General features: G+C 51.9%; 12 protein-coding genes. 9 read left to right on the top strand and 3 right to left on the bottom strand.

Translation table 11 applies throughout. The features are described from left to right. The first annotated feature begins 167 nt into the window (after window positions 1-167). From JL719_RS17320 to hemJ, 5 genes are all read left to right on the top strand, one after another. On the top strand, window positions 168-1,745 hold the full coding sequence (locus JL719_RS17320; protein WP_033155520.1) for an ArnT family glycosyltransferase: 1,578 nt from the start codon (window positions 168-170) through the stop codon (window positions 1,743-1,745). Between the two features lie 76 nt (window positions 1,746-1,821). Continuing rightward, window positions 1,822-2,547 carry a glycosyltransferase family 2 protein gene (locus tag JL719_RS17315; protein ID WP_033155519.1) on the top strand — a complete coding sequence of 242 codons (726 nt, stop codon included), beginning with the start codon at window positions 1,822-1,824 and terminating at the stop codon, window positions 2,545-2,547. Between the two features lie 47 nt (window positions 2,548-2,594). Then, a complete protein-coding gene (locus JL719_RS17310) occupies window positions 2,595-2,966 on the top strand; it encodes a lipid-A-disaccharide synthase N-terminal domain-containing protein (RefSeq protein WP_033155518.1) in 372 nt (123 codons plus the stop codon). A 127-nt stretch (window positions 2,967-3,093) separates the two neighbouring features. After that, window positions 3,094-3,546: a DUF4124 domain-containing protein gene (locus JL719_RS17305; protein WP_033155517.1), complete on the top strand. Its 453-nt coding sequence runs from the start codon at window positions 3,094-3,096 to the stop codon at window positions 3,544-3,546. A 17-nt stretch (window positions 3,547-3,563) separates the two neighbouring features. After that, window positions 3,564-3,989 carry a protoporphyrinogen oxidase HemJ gene (gene hemJ / locus JL719_RS17300; protein WP_033155516.1) on the top strand — a complete coding sequence of 142 codons (426 nt, stop codon included), beginning with the start codon at window positions 3,564-3,566 and terminating at the stop codon, window positions 3,987-3,989. On the opposite strand, the gene murU is transcribed toward hemJ, so the two are convergent. Then, window positions 3,986-4,684: an N-acetylmuramate alpha-1-phosphate uridylyltransferase MurU gene (gene murU / locus JL719_RS17295; RefSeq protein WP_033155515.1), complete on the bottom strand. Its 699-nt coding sequence runs from the start codon at window positions 4,682-4,684 to the stop codon at window positions 3,986-3,988. The genes hemJ and murU overlap by 4 nt on opposite strands. Further along, window positions 4,681-5,682 carry an aminoglycoside phosphotransferase family protein gene (locus tag JL719_RS17290; protein ID WP_033155514.1) on the bottom strand — a complete coding sequence of 334 codons (1,002 nt, stop codon included), beginning with the start codon at window positions 5,680-5,682 and terminating at the stop codon, window positions 4,681-4,683. The genes murU and JL719_RS17290 overlap by 4 nt, the downstream gene beginning before the upstream one ends. Window positions 5,683-5,939: 257 nt before the next feature. Here JL719_RS17290 and lptD point away from each other — a divergent pair, with 257 nt between their 5' ends. Genes lptD through JL719_RS17275 form a run of 3 tightly spaced genes read left to right on the top strand, consistent with a single transcriptional unit; the run spans window position 5,940 to window position 10,449 of the window. Beyond that, on the top strand, window positions 5,940-8,603 hold the full coding sequence (lptD, locus tag JL719_RS17285) for an LPS-assembly protein LptD (protein WP_225892883.1): 2,664 nt from the start codon (window positions 5,940-5,942) through the stop codon (window positions 8,601-8,603). A gap of 7 nt (window positions 8,604-8,610) precedes the next feature. Continuing rightward, window positions 8,611-9,897 carry a peptidylprolyl isomerase gene (locus tag JL719_RS17280; RefSeq protein ID WP_033155512.1) on the top strand — a complete coding sequence of 429 codons (1,287 nt, stop codon included), beginning with the start codon at window positions 8,611-8,613 and terminating at the stop codon, window positions 9,895-9,897. A 6-nt stretch (window positions 9,898-9,903) separates the two neighbouring features. Further along, window positions 9,904-10,449 carry a DbpA RNA binding domain-containing protein gene (locus tag JL719_RS17275; protein ID WP_033155511.1) on the top strand — a complete coding sequence of 182 codons (546 nt, stop codon included), beginning with the start codon at window positions 9,904-9,906 and terminating at the stop codon, window positions 10,447-10,449. Window positions 10,450-10,480: 31 nt separating this feature from the next. Here JL719_RS17275 and JL719_RS17270 read toward each other — a convergent pair whose 3' ends face one another. Beyond that, on the bottom strand, window positions 10,481-12,811 hold the full coding sequence (locus JL719_RS17270) for a TonB-dependent receptor (protein ID WP_033155510.1): 2,331 nt from the start codon (window positions 12,809-12,811) through the stop codon (window positions 10,481-10,483). Window positions 12,812-13,012: 201 nt separating this feature from the next. Between JL719_RS17270 and rnd the strand changes: the two genes are divergently transcribed. Then, entirely contained in the window at window positions 13,013-14,161 is a 1,149-nt protein-coding gene (rnd, locus tag JL719_RS17265; protein WP_033155509.1) for a ribonuclease D, read from the top strand. The last annotated feature ends 114 nt before the right edge of the window (window positions 14,162-14,275 follow it).

Genomic DNA, 14,275 nt, shown 5'->3' with positions numbered 1-14,275 from the left:
GTTTGTTTCAACCGATCCTCTCGGCCTTTTGATGTCGGCTTGAGATGTCTCGGGCTTTGTCGGCTGTAATAGTGTTGGCATGAAATTGGCTTAAGCTTTTGTCATAACGCTGGCGTGATTCTGGTCGCTTGGATGTCCCATGCCTCGAATCGATATTTTCTCGAAAAATGACCATACCCGATAAACTGATTTACCGCTGGGGCATTGTGCCGCTTTGGCTGCTGTTGTCCGCAAGCGTTTATTTTCGCTCGACCATTCCCATCGATGAAACGCGCTATCTCAGTGTGGCTTGGGAGATGTGGCTGCGCGGCGACTTCCTGGTGCCGTATTTGAATGGCGAAACCTACAGCCATAAACCGCCTTTATTATTTTGGCTGATTCAAGCCGGGTGGTGGATATTCGGCGTTAATCAGTGGTGGCCGAGTTTGGTCGGGCCGTTGGCTGCATTGGCAAATCTATTGCTGACGCGGAAATTGGCGGAAAAGCTTTGGCCGGAGCAAGCAGCGGTAGCATTGGCGGCGCCGTGGGTCTTGATTGCAACCTTGCTGTGGACCTTATTCGCCACGTCTATCATGTTTGATATTCTGCTGACTAGCTGGGTGCTGTTGGGAATGCTCGGCTTGCTGGAGGTTGTGCAAGGCGATGAGCGCAAGGGTTGGGTACTGGTTGCGGCAGCAGTGGGGTTCGGTATTCTAAGTAAAGGGCCTGTGGTTTTTTTGCATCTAATCCCTACCGCAATTTTGGTTGCTGTCTGGGCTCCGCGTTCGATTGTGTTCAGTCGCTGGTTTGCTGGCTTGTTGATCGCGGCCTTGATTGGAGTCGCGATAGCCCTAGTCTGGGCGATTCCGGCTGCCATTGCCGGTGGCGAGCAATACGCCAACGCGATATTGTGGCATCAGACCGCTGATCGCGCAGTCAGCACCAAAATCCATACCCGTTCGCTGTTTTGGTATCTGCCTTTTTTACCGATGTTTTTGTTCCCCTGGTTGTTCTGGCCGCATTTCTGGGGCAGTTTGCGCGGCAGCCGATTTTTTAATGATAACGGTCTGCGCTTTTGTCTGGTTTGGCTGGTATCAACCTTTGTGGTGTTCTCGTTGTTGCCTAGCAAGCAGATTCATTATTTGATTCCGATGTTGCCTGCGTTTGCGTTGTTGGTAGCCAAGGTGGTGGTGCATACCCAAAAGCCGAGATTGGGTGGCGAGTGGTTGCTGCCGGTGCTGTTCGGCGCAATCGGGGTGTTTTTAGTTTATCTGCCCAAGGTACCGGGTTTGTCGAAATTGAACTGGGTCCAGACTGTGCAGCCGGCATGGGGTTTGAGTGTGTTGGCCATTGCCGTGATGTTGGCGCTATTGGTTTGGATTAAGCGCACGTTGTCGGTTGCGGCAATCTCGACAGCGCTGGTGGCGGCAATTTTTGTCGGATTTATATTTTTCTTTCGTTATGCCGGCCCGGCATACGACCTGCAACCCGCTGCGTTAAAAGTGAAAAGCTTTAACGATCAGCATATTCCTTATGTCTATGTTGGCAATTACCAAGGGCAATTCAATTTCTTGGGGCGATTAACCCAGTCGCTGCCGGTTTTACCTGCTGAACGGCTTGCCGATTGGGCGTCACAGCATGCGGACGGTTATTTGATTTCCCTGGAAAAAAGTCAGCCTAGCGACGCCGTATACCTGCAGCCGCATCGGGAATATTGGCTGGTATTTCGGCGCGCGGGGCAGGCTGCTGACGTCAAGCCCCTATAACTCAAACCTGTACAAAATTCTTATCCGTGTATAAGCGTTTGATACAATTCACAACTTTTTCAACTTGTACCAAGATATGAAGATTTCTGTAGTAGTCCCCGTTCACAATGAAACGGACAATGTCGAATTGCTGATCGAGGAAATCCATCGTGCGCTGGGCGATGGGGAAACCTATGAAATGATTTTTGTGGACGACGGTAGTACCGATGACACCGGCCTAAAACTGCAAGGTGCAATGCAGCAATATCCGACTCTGCGCGTGCTGACACATCAACGCAGTTGCGGACAAAGCCGTGCCGTGCATACCGGCGTTTCGGCAGCGCGCTACCCATGGATTGCCACCTTGGACGGCGACGGCCAGAACGATCCGGCCGATATACCCCATCTGGTCGCGGCCTGGCGCGAGCAAAACGACAGCCAATTGTGGATGCTGGCCGGCTTTCGGCATAAGCGCAACGATACCGGATGGCGCAAGTTTTCCTCCAAATTTGCCAATGCGGTGCGGCAGTCAATTTTGCATGACGCCACGCCGGATACCGGTTGCGGCTTGAAGTTATTCCTGCGCGATAAGTTTTTGGCTTTGCCGTATTTTGATCATATTCACCGTTTCTTGCCGGCGTTAATCCGGATGGCGGGCGGAAATGTCATTTCCGTAAAAGTGAATCATAGGCCGAGAAATTTTGGCACGTCGAAGTACGGAACCTTGGACCGGGCGCTGGTTGGTATCGTCGATTTGCTAGGCGTGGTTTGGTTGAAAAAACGCCATAGCCTGCCGATTGTCAGCGAGATTCAGCGTGGCTAGTTGCTGGTTCAACCCGTTTGTTCCGCCGTATTTTAGGAGTCGTTAACATGGAAAATGGAATCGTTTATTTTTTTACGCATTTGGCGGATAAATGGCAGCACCATTTATCTATCATGGATTCGAATGACATCATTTGGCTCAGCATCGGTTTGGTGGGCCAGACCTTGTTTATGATGCGTTTTATCGTGCAATGGATACACAGCGAGCGGCATCAGAAGAGCATGATTCCGGTAAGTTTTTGGTATTTCAGTTTGTCGGGCGGGGTCATCGTATTGGCTTACGGTATTCACCGAGTGGATCCCGTGATTATCCTGGGTCAATTGCCCGGTACTTTTGTGTATGCCAGGAACCTAATATTAATTCGCCGCGAACATCGCGATGCGTTGGCGGAGATGACCGAGCAAGATCTGGGGACCTAATCGATTTGACTAGCCGGAAAACGACATAAGCTATTTTGGCGCAAGGATTTTTCCTAACTATTGAAAACAGACTGAATTTTTACCCTAAACTATGGCCCGAGCAAATGGCGTTTTGACGAGGTGTGCGATGAGGGTGGTAATTTTGCTGGCGATGGTTCTGAGTTATCACTCGGCAAGCGCGGAGGTATTTAAATGTATCGGCAAGGACGGCAAAACCATTTATCAGGCCAAACCTTGCCAAACCAGCGATAAGACCGTGCAGTTGGATATTCAAGCCAATGAAGCACAAGAGGCAGCGGCCAAAGCCAAGCTGGAAGCCCTGCAAAACGAACAGGAAGCTGCCAAAGCCGCCAAACTGGAAGCTGAAAGACGCGATGCGATACTGAAAAACCAAACCGAATCGACAAATGCCCTAAAGCAAAGTGCGATTGCGCAGCAGCAGCAAGTTGAAGCGGAACAACGCCAGGCGGCAGCCTTGGAAAGACAAGCGCAACAAAACAGTAATCGGGTGCTGATTGTCGCGCCTCCCACCGCGTTACCGGGCATGCCCGCGCCGGTGACCACCGAAATTTTACGTTAGTCAGTCTCGGGAACCTCATGCTCTGGTTAAAAGCCTTACATTTGATTTTTATGGTGACCTGGTTTGCCGGCTTGTTTTATTTGCCCAGGTTATTTGTTTATCACGCAATGAGCGACGACAGTATCAGCAACGAGCGCTTCAAAGTCATGGAACGCAAACTGTACTATGGCATCATGACGCCGGGCATGATTTGTACCTTTATCTTTGGCGTGTGGATGTTGGGTGATTACGCCTGGATGCTATATTCCGGCAGCGGTTGGCTACATCTAAAGTTGGGTTTGTTGGGTTTGCTGGTGGTTTACCATGTGTTTTGTGGCAAGTGGCTGCTGGATTTCAAGCATGATCGCAACCGGCATTCGCATGTGTATTTCCGCTGGATCAACGAGATTCCGGTATTGTTCTTAGTCGCCATAGTCTTGCTGGCCGTCGTCAAACCATTCTAATGCATGCCATCCTCGGCATGTAGACCCCTGAGGCGGGCGTGATGCTCACTCAGTTCAGCCAAGCGTTCCGGTGTGCCTATGTCCATCCACAGGCCGGAAAACTTCTCGCCGCTAATCCGCTGTTGCTGCATGGCTTGGTTTAACACCGGTCTCAGTTTTAACGGCGCGACCGGGATGTTGGCAAACAGCTTGGGGTGATAAACGCCGATACCGCTGAAGGTGAGTTTGTTCAAGCCTTGTTCCGACAATACACCGTCGGCATTCAGCGAAAAGTCACCTTCCGGGTGATGCGGCGGATTATTGATCATCACCAGATGAGCCAGATCGATGGCTTGGGTTCGCAAGTTGGCCAAGGGATAAGCGCAAACAATATCGGCGTTAAGCACCAGGAACGGCTCATTGCCCAGCAAAGGCAGGGCCTTGGCAATGCCGCCGGCGGTTTCCAGCGCGGTTTCGCCTTCATCTGAATAATCAATCGAAACATTCCAGCGCTTACCATCTCCACAATAGTCTTTAATCTGCGCGCCTAGATGGGCGATGTTGATGACGATTTCGGTAAAGCCGGCGTGTGCCAGGTTTTCCAGGGTGTATTCAATCAGCGCCTTACCGGCGGCTTTCAATAAGGGTTTGGGGGTATGGTCGGTCAAGGGCCGCATTCTTTCGCCGCGCCCGGCCGCTAAAATCATTGCCTTCATGCAGATGCCTCGACACGCGGCAGCACCTGTTCTTGCAGAAACTGCTGCATCTCGGTTAACTCGGGATAGAGCTCGCAAACCCTAGAAATATAAGCCAGGGTGCGCGGAATGTCGGCCAAATAGTCGGATTTTCCATCGCGCAGATGCAGTCTGGCGAAAATGCCGACGGCTTTCAGGTGACGCTGCATGCCCATCAGATCGAACCAGCGTTTGAATTGATTGAAATCGGCTTTCAGCAGTCCGGCTGACAACAGGCGTTGATGATATTGCTGGGCCCAGCTGATGACTTGCTGTTCGGGCCAAGCGATGTAACAGTCGCGCAGCAGCGACACCAAATCGTAGCTGATAGGGCCGACGACGGCGTCTTGGAAGTCGATAACGCCCGGTGAGTTGTGTTCCAGCACCATCAGGTTGCGCGAGTGGAAGTCGCGGTGCACGCAGACTTGCGGCTGTTCAAGCGCCGAATCGATCAAGATAGCGTTGAGAGATGTCGCGAGCGTATGGGGAATCGTAATGCCCAATAGTTTTTCCAAAAACCATTCGTAAAAAATACCGAGTTCCCGCAGTAGCAGAGCGCTGTCGTAAACCGGCAAGCCGCAATCGAGCGGATTTACGCCGGTTTGTAGTTTGAACAAGCTGTCCATGGCTTGTCGATACAACAGTTCTGCATCGCCGGTTTGTAAGCGGTCAAGAAAGCTTGTGGAGCCTAAGTCTTCCAGCAACAGAAAACCTTGTCGGCTATTCTGTTGATAGATATTCGGGATATGAATATCGCTCGGTTTCAGCAATCCGGCGATGCGTACGAACGGTTCGGTATTTTCCTTGTCCGGTGGTGCATCCATGGCAATGTGGCAGCCGTCCCGGTGCTCAACTCGGAAATATCGCCTAAAGCTAGCGTCGCTGGAAGCCGGGGTGATTTGTTGTATATCAAGAGCGACGTCGTTATTGAGCCAATCGACAAGCTCCGCCAAGCGGCGGTCTGAGCTGGAAACGTACATTTTTATTAATTGCGGGTCAACCTAAGGTAAAATGATGACAAGCATTTTATTCGATTTCCATTCCGCTAAGTCAATTTAGCCGCATTCGCCAAGACATGAATTATCGGTTTTATACAATTTCTTCAGCATTATTGTTTTTTACGGGCGTCGCCTCTGCTGCCAATAATGCGGCGTGGAATTGTGAGCAAACCAAAAATGGCGAATGGACTTGTCTAAATCAAACACCTGCTGGCAACGAGCCAACTGCTCAGCCGCAAGTGATTAAACCCACCCCGCCCGCCCAAACCAAGCCTGCCCAGCCGGAAACAGTCGCGCAGCCGCCTGTTCCTGTCGTGCCCGCGCCCGTTCAACAAGCGGTCAAACCGGAACCCGAGCCGGAAAAAGTTAAGGTGGTCGAAAAGGCGGTGGAAAAAGCTATTGCCGAGCCGCAAAAGTTACGGGTTAAAGTGACTGAAAATCAAAAACCGGTGCTGGAAAAAGTCGAGCCCAAAACCGAGACAGCCAATGCCAATACCGGCAAAGTGCCCGGTTGGACTTGCAAAACCGGTGATGATAAGAGTGGTTGGAACTGTAATCTGGTGGGTGCCGATCCGAAAGGCGAGGCCCATGTCGTAGCCGAAGGCGGCAGCAGTGAAGAGTCCGGTTCGTCTTGGCTTACGCCGACCTTTGATCGCAAACAAGAGCGGGATTTTCAAACCTTACGGGCCGAGTTTGATAAAGATCCTTGGCAAAGCTGCGAAGTGTGGGGTGCTAAAAAACGCAAAATCAGAGCCACCTCCGCCGAAGTCCGCGATGCAGCAACTACCGATATTAACGCCGATTTTTCGGAAGTGTTCGACGGCGAAGTGCTTAATTTTGCCGGTAATGTGGATATGGTGCGCGCGGATCAGCATTTGGTTGCCGACAAGGCCAGTTACGATACGGTTGCCGAAACCTTGGACGCACAAGGTAGCGTGTTATACAGCGAAGACCAGCTGGCTTTTTCCAGCGAGACCGCCTCGTTGAGCCTGGGTAAAGACGAAGCACGCTTGCGCAAGGCGCAATTTATCGTCGCGGAGGCGCCGTTTCGCGGCAACGCCGGGGTGGTTTATCGCGAGAGTAAAGGCTTGTCGCGTTATAACGATGCCGCGTTTACCAGTTGTGCGCCGGGTAATCAGGACTGGATTGTGCATGCTTCGCGGATGAAAATTAACCGGGACAGCGGACAAGGCTCAGCGAAAAACGCTTGGCTGGAATTTAAAGGCGTACCGGTGTTGTACACGCCTTATATTTCCTTCCCTACCGACAATCGCCGCCTGTCGGGCCTGTTGGCGCCAACTTGGGGTAGTACGCAGCGGAACGGTTTTGACGTTTCCGTGCCGTTTTATTGGAATATCGCCCCCAACTTCGACGATATTGTCACGCCGCGTTACATGAGTAAGCGTGGTGAGCAGTTACGCAATAAATTCCGCTATCTGACCGATATATCCAGAGGTACGTTTTCTGCGGAATATATGCCCAACGATCAATTGGTCAACAAGGCCCGTTACTCGGCAAGCTGGAAGGATCAATCTACCTTGTTACCGGGTTTAAATTCCTTGTTGGATTTGAATTATGTGTCCGACAAAACCTATTTCAACGACTTGAACAATGCCTTGGGTTTCCAAAATACCAGTTATTTGCCCAGTACCGCATTACTGAGTTACGGCGGGGCTGTTGCCGGCACCGCTCTAGGTTTGTCGGTAGGGGCATATCATTACCAATCGGTGGATAAAACCATTCCCGATGCCGCGATGCCCTACGATATGCTGCCTCGCGTCAATTTCAACGTGGCGCATGCGTTTGAAGGTTTGCCGGTTACGCTGGCGATGAATAACGAGTTCACCCATTTCTACCACACCGATTTGGTTAACGGTCAGCGGATTAATATTGCCCCGTCACTCAGCTTGCCATTGGAAAGTAGCGCCGGGTATTTCATCCCGAAAATCACCGGCCAATACACGCAGTATCAATTGAGTAACCAAACCTTAGCCGGGCAGCCCAGTACTATCAGCCGGACCTTGCCGATCTTCTCGGTTAGCAGCGGTATGAATTTCGAAAAAGACCTTAATTTCGGTGGTTCGCAGTATCTGCACACCTTGGAGCCGCAGGCCTTCTACCTGTACATCCCACGCAAGGATCAAAGCAATATTCCGGTCTTCGATACCGCTCTGTACGATACCAATTTTTACAGCTTGTTCCGGGAAAACCGTTTCGCCGGTGGGGACAGGATTCAGGACGCCAATCAGGTCACGCTGGCCACCGTTTCCCGGTTTATCGATTCCAATACCGGTTTGGAGCCTTTAAAAGTCAGTCTGGGACAGATTATGTATTTCCAGGACAGAACCGTGACGATGCCAGGACAGCCGATTGAGACCAGTAATAGCTCCAATTTCGTTGGAGAACTGAGCGGCCAATTCAGCAAACATTGGTCGTATATGACCGGTACCCAGTGGGATCCCGAAGCCAACGGCTTCGCGCGCGGTCAGGTGGCGTTAAAATACAATATGCAACCGAACCAGATTGTGAATCTCGGCTATCGGTACCGCCGTAATCCCTTGGACAGTTTACAAACCATCTCGCAAACCGACGTATCGTTCCGCTTGCCTTTGTTTGGGGAATGGTACGGCTTCGGTCGTTGGCAATACTCTTTGAATTTCGATAAAACCACGGAAAGTTTCATTGGCGTGGAGCGGGAAAACTGTTGCTGGCGCTTCCGTATTCTGGGCAGGCGCTTTATCAACGGTGCCAATACCATCGCCTTTATCGATCCTAGCACCAAACCGGAAACGGCGTTTTTCGTACAGTTGGAACTGAAAGGTCTGTCCAGCTTCGGTGACAATGTCGATACCTTCCTGCAAACCAACCTGAAAGGCTATCGCAAAGCCAGCTATTTTGAGTAAGCAACGCATGATAAAAAAATGGTTAGTGATTTTCTGTTTGCTCCTGTGTGCTTTCATGGCTCCGGGTCAGGCCCAGGTGTTGGACCGGATAGTGGCGGTGGTGGAAGAAGATGTGATTCTGGAACGCGAACTGAATAACGAAGTCGGGGCTATCGTCAGTAAATTGCGGAGTAACAACGTAACGATGCCACCCGAATATGTGCTGCGCAAACAGGTGTTGGAACGCATGGTGGTCGACAAGTTGCAACGGCAACTGGCGGCTAAATCGGGCGTACAGGTCAGCGATGAAATGCTTAGTGCTTCAGTCGCTGATATAGCCAGCCGGAATGGCTTGTCGGTTGAAAGTTTTCGTAACGAGTTGGCCAAGCAAGGCATGGACTACAAAGCGTTCGAAGATAATCTGCGCAACGAAATCATCATCAATCAGCTGCGCGGTCGGGAAATCGGTTCGCGGGTCAAAGTTACCGATGCGGAAGTGTTGCATTACATGGAAACGCAGAGCAAAGCCGGCCAGAGCAATTCCCAGTATCATTTGGGGCATATTCTGATCGCGGTGTCGGAAGCTGCTTCGGCCACCGCGATTCAAAAAGCCAAGGACAAGGCCGATCAAGTCATCGCCGATTTACGCGGCGGCAAGGATTTCAAACAAGTTGCGGTTAGTGTCTCCGACGACGATAACGCCTTGAAGGGCGGCGATCTGGGTTGGCGCAGCATCGGCCAGATTCCATCCCTGTTTACGGAAGTCGTGACGACGATGAATCAAGGCGATGTCTCTGAAGCGATCCGCAGTCCCAGCGGTTTTCATATCATTAAAATGCTGGAAACTGAGGGTGCCGGACAGCATATCGTTACCAAAACCAAGGTCAGGCACATTCTGATCAAGACCAATGAATTGGTGGACGACGCCGAAGCGCAGAAGCGTTTGATAGCGCTGAGAGAACGGATCAATGACGGTGACGATTTTGCCAATTTGGCGCGTGCGCATTCCGACGACAAAGGGTCGGCGATTAACGGTGGTTCGCTGGATTGGGTGGGTCCGGGCGCATTAGTGCCGCCTTTTGAGGAAGCGATGAACAAGTTGGCGATTAACGAGATTAGCCAGCCGGTGCAAACCCAGTTCGGTTGGCACATGATCCAGGTCTTGGGTCGCGAAAATCAGGACAACAGCGAGCAATTCAAAAAAGACAAGATTCGCGAGGAAATCCGTAAGCGTAAAATCGAGGAAGAAACCGAATTATGGTTGCGGCGCTTGCGTGACGAGGCTTTTGTGGAAATCGATCTGGATAGATTGTAAGGCACTATGAACGCTTTCTCTGCCGAAAGTCGTAAGGAAGATAAGTTTAAAAGGCGCTTGCAGCGCATAGTCAGCGAAGAAGATCTGGCCCAGCAACGGGAGCTGATTCAGCGTACAGCGGCCGAATTGGATATAGACTTATTGACTTGCGCCGCGGCCTTGGTTTACCTAAGCCAACCCAACCTGTATCCCGCGCATACTCAGCAGCCGAGATTGTTGGTTCCTCTACCGCAACCTCACAGTCGCGGTCCGCATGCAAACGGCAAAATGGTGCGTTATCGCCTGGCCGTCGGCAGCCAGCACCAAATCAGTCGCGACGATATTCAGGCGGTATTGGTCGAAGAGTCTGGCGTAGATAAAAAGCGCATTGGCAGGATCGACATTCGCGATACGTATACGTTGGTGGAGTTACCGGACGGCATGCCGGCGGATATTTTTCAGTTATTGACCGAAGCGTCCATAGGACCGCATCGCCTCAATATCAAACGCATCAAGCCGAATAAATTCAGACAAACCCGTAACAACAATCAGCTGGACGAGGAAAACGGCTAATTTCAGCCGTTTTCCTGCGCCCAGGCTTGGACTACATCGTCAGGCGAATGCCTATCCAAGCGGCGCGCGGCGCGCCGACCCCAACGAAGCGGCTTTGTTGATCACCAGGCAATCCCACGCCATCGAGGACATCGCCGGTATTGCCCCAGGTGCCGAAATTGGCATATTGGCGGTCGAACAAGTTGCTCACTTTACCGAACAGCGCGACGTTTTTGTTGAAGCGGTATTCGCTACGCAAATTAAATACGACGAATCCCGGCAGCTTGGCCGTCAAATTGGCTTCGTCGCCGCGCAGATATTGCGAGCTGTTGTAATTCATATCCATTCCCAGAGTCCAGGCGGAGACGATGTCGAAGTCGGTGCTGAACTTGAACTGATGGGCTGGGATGCCGGGTAGCTTGTCGCCGGCCTGTACCTGAATATTGCCGTCGCCATCCGCCAGCGGATTGTTGGGGCTGCTGCCCAGAAACGGCGTTTCGAAGCTGGCATCGATATAGGTGTAATGGCTAGACCAGCGCCAGCGCTCGTAAAAATTACCCGCCAATCCCACCTCTACACCTTGGCGTAAGGTAGAGCCGACATTGTCGAAATAACCGACATTGCTGCCGACACCGCCGGTGCTCTTGAAGATGATGTCGTTATTGTTGATGGTGCGGAATAAAGCCAAATTCCAGTCCATGTAGCCCGGCAGCAAGTTTTTCAACCGTCCGCGCACCCCGGTTTCGAAGGTATTGGCGACTACTTGCTTGAGAGGCGGATCGGATACGAAAGCATTCGGCAAACGGCAAGGGTCGTCCGGGTTGGCGCAGCTTAACTCCATCGGTGTCGGCACCCGCGACGATTCGCTGTAGTTACCGAAAAAGGTCAATTCCGGCATGAAGGCGTAGGTCAGACCCGCCGCCGGATTGAAGCGATCGAATGAGTGCGAGCCGTTCAGGTCGTCGCCGACATGGTCGCGCAGTTTAATATGGGATTGGTTGTAACGGCCGGAGACGGTCAGATCCAGTTTGTCGGTCAAGGAATAGGTGTCGGTTAAAAATACGCCGTAATGATCGGTCTCCGTAGTCAGGCGGACATGGGCGTCTTGCAGCAATACCCCGCCCCCTGACACCCCGCGATCAGCGGTTAACGAACCCAGCTGGGTGTCGGCTTGATAGCGGGCGTTGCCGTGGTCGAAACTGGCCCCGCCTACCAGATGGTTGTTACGGCCGAATATTTTCTGGTCGAAAGCATTTTGCAAGGCAAAGCCGAACGATTGCTGTAGCGTGCTGGAAGTGTTGATGGTGCCGCCCTCGACCGCTGGTGAGGCAGCTATATTACTGCCGCCTAGATCGAACAAGCCCTCATCGTCCAACTCGCCACCGGATTCGGCGCACAAAAAGTTGTCCTCGCCAGCGCCTTCATCAATACATTCGCCAAACTCGCTACCATCGCCGTTATAGGTGCCGATCTTGTTCCGGCGGTAGTACATCGTACCGGATAATTGATTGTGGTCGTTCAGCCAGGTATCGCCGGCTAGCGACACCAGCATCATCCGGTTGCGGGTAATGTCGGGATGCGTAAATACCTGATCGCGGCCGAATGCCAGCATTTCCTGAGGAAGGGCGCCGTTGCCGCGCAAGGTGTTGTCGCTGCCGGCGATGCTTAAGTCCAGGCCGGATTTGACGCCGCGCCAACTCAGGGTGCCGAAGCCTTGTTTGGCTTCGCTCGGGGAGTGGGCGCGCCAGCCTTTTTCGTTGAAATATTTGGCATCCAGGAAATAGCCCCAGGTGCCGTTGTTCCAACCGCTGGTGAGTTCTTCGGAATGGCGGTCCCAGGAGCCGCCTTGGGCTTCGAAACTGTGGCCGGGTGCCGAGAAACCGGTCTTGGTGTTGATGTTGATCGAGCCGCCCAGCGCATTCAAACCAAACGCCGGGTTCGATGCCGGTTGCAGGCTCATATTATCGATGGCGCCATTGGGAATTAAGTCCCAGTTGATCATATCGCCGAACGGTTCATTGAAACGAATACCGTTGACGTACGTTGCCAAGCCTTGCGGTAAGCCCATCAGCGGTGAGGCGCTGAAGCCACGGTATTGCACATCAGGTTGCAAGGGGTTGTTTTGCGCATCGTTGATGTTGACGCTGCCGAGATAGCGGTTCATGTAGTCCGCCAGAGACAGGGCTTGGGCTTCCTGCAATTTCTCGGCTGACACTGTTTGCACATTCGCCGGAATTTTATTGATATCGACGCCGCCGAATTGTAAAGGCGTTACCGCCACAACTTCCACTTCTTCCAGATTGGTCGCAACTTCCGCGGCTATGGCTTCGGCTAAAGGCAGCATGCTGAATAATGGCAGCATGCTGAGCGCAACTTTTTTCATAAATTTACCTGAGAATACAAAACAAAAGCGGCATGGTAAACAAGCAGGGCCGGGGGTTCCATTGTCGGCAATAAAAAGGAAAAATTCCTGATTTGCATCGGGTCGGCCAATGCCGGAATATTTCAGTCAATCACGCCCCGACGGGGTAAAATACGCAGTCACGCCGTTTTTCGGCAAGCCCTGTTAATTGCCATAGCGACTATGACTATTCAATATATCAACCGCCCGGATCAACTCGATAGCCTTTGCCAACTGATCAGCCAGGAGCCCTGGATCGCCCTGGATACCGAATTTCTTCGCGAGAAAACCTATTACCCCAAGTTTTGTTTACTGCAAATAGCCGCGCCGGGCTGGGTGGCTTGTGTCGATCCGTTAGCGATTGCCAATTTAACGCCGCTGTTAGAGGCGATTTACAATCCCAATATTGTCAAAGTGTTGCATTCCTGCCGGCAGGATCTGGAAATTTTTTACCAGATTACCGGCAAAATTCCGGGCCCGATTTTCGATACGCAGATTGCCGCGCCGCTGCTGGGTTTTCAGGAAAATCCGGGTTATGCGATGCTGGTATCCAGCTTTTTAAACGTCAATCTCAGCAAGGCGCATACTCGTACCGACTGGTCGGAGCGGCCCTTGAGCCAGGACCAAATTCAGTATGCCGCCGACGATGTGATTTACCTGTGCAAGATTTACAAAATCATGTGCGAGCAATTGGATAAGTTAGGGCGTGCAAATTGGCTGGAGAGTGATTTTGCGCTGTTGAACGATCCGGAGCTGTACCAACTCTCGCCGGAAAATGCCTGGTTGAAGATTCGTGGCAAAAACAAGCTGACCGGTAAGCAATTGTCTATCATGCAAAGCCTTACCGAATGGCGCGAACGTACCGCCCAGCAAGAAAACAAACCGCGCAGTTGGTTGTTGCAGGATGATTTGCTGCTGGAACTGGGCAAATTACAACCCGTGACATTGGCCGATCTAGCCAAGATCCGCAACATCAACGACCGTACCGTCAATCGTTACGGCAAAACGATTTGCGAATTGATCGACAGTGCCAAACAACGTCCGCCCAAACCCTTGGCCGAAAAGGATCAAGCTGGCAAGAAAACCCAACAGCACGAAGCGATACTGGATGTACTCAGCGCGGTGGTCAGAATCCGTGCTGAGGAAAACTCGCTGAATCCCATCATCTTGGCTACCCGCAAGGATTTGGAGCAATTACTGTCCGGCGATGAGGATTGCTTGTTGTTGCACGGCTGGCGTTACAACATGGCCGGCCGGGAGTTGCAGGGCTTATTGCGCGGTGACTTAACCTTGAGCTTGAAGCCGGATGGTGTGGTGATTAGTGCGGTTTAGCATGCGGCGGCCTGCAATAGCCATAATGCTGAATTATTAATCCCCCAATGTATCGGTGTCTGGCTTTTCCGTATAAGCCGGTCTATCGAATAGCGGCGTTTTTATTGACTGGGC

It is taken from the genome of Methylomonas sp. LW13 (genome assembly GCF_016865255.1).
Taxonomy (GTDB): Bacteria; Pseudomonadota; Gammaproteobacteria; order Methylococcales; family Methylomonadaceae; genus Methylomonas.
This window is presented reverse-complemented; position numbering and strand designations above follow the sequence as displayed.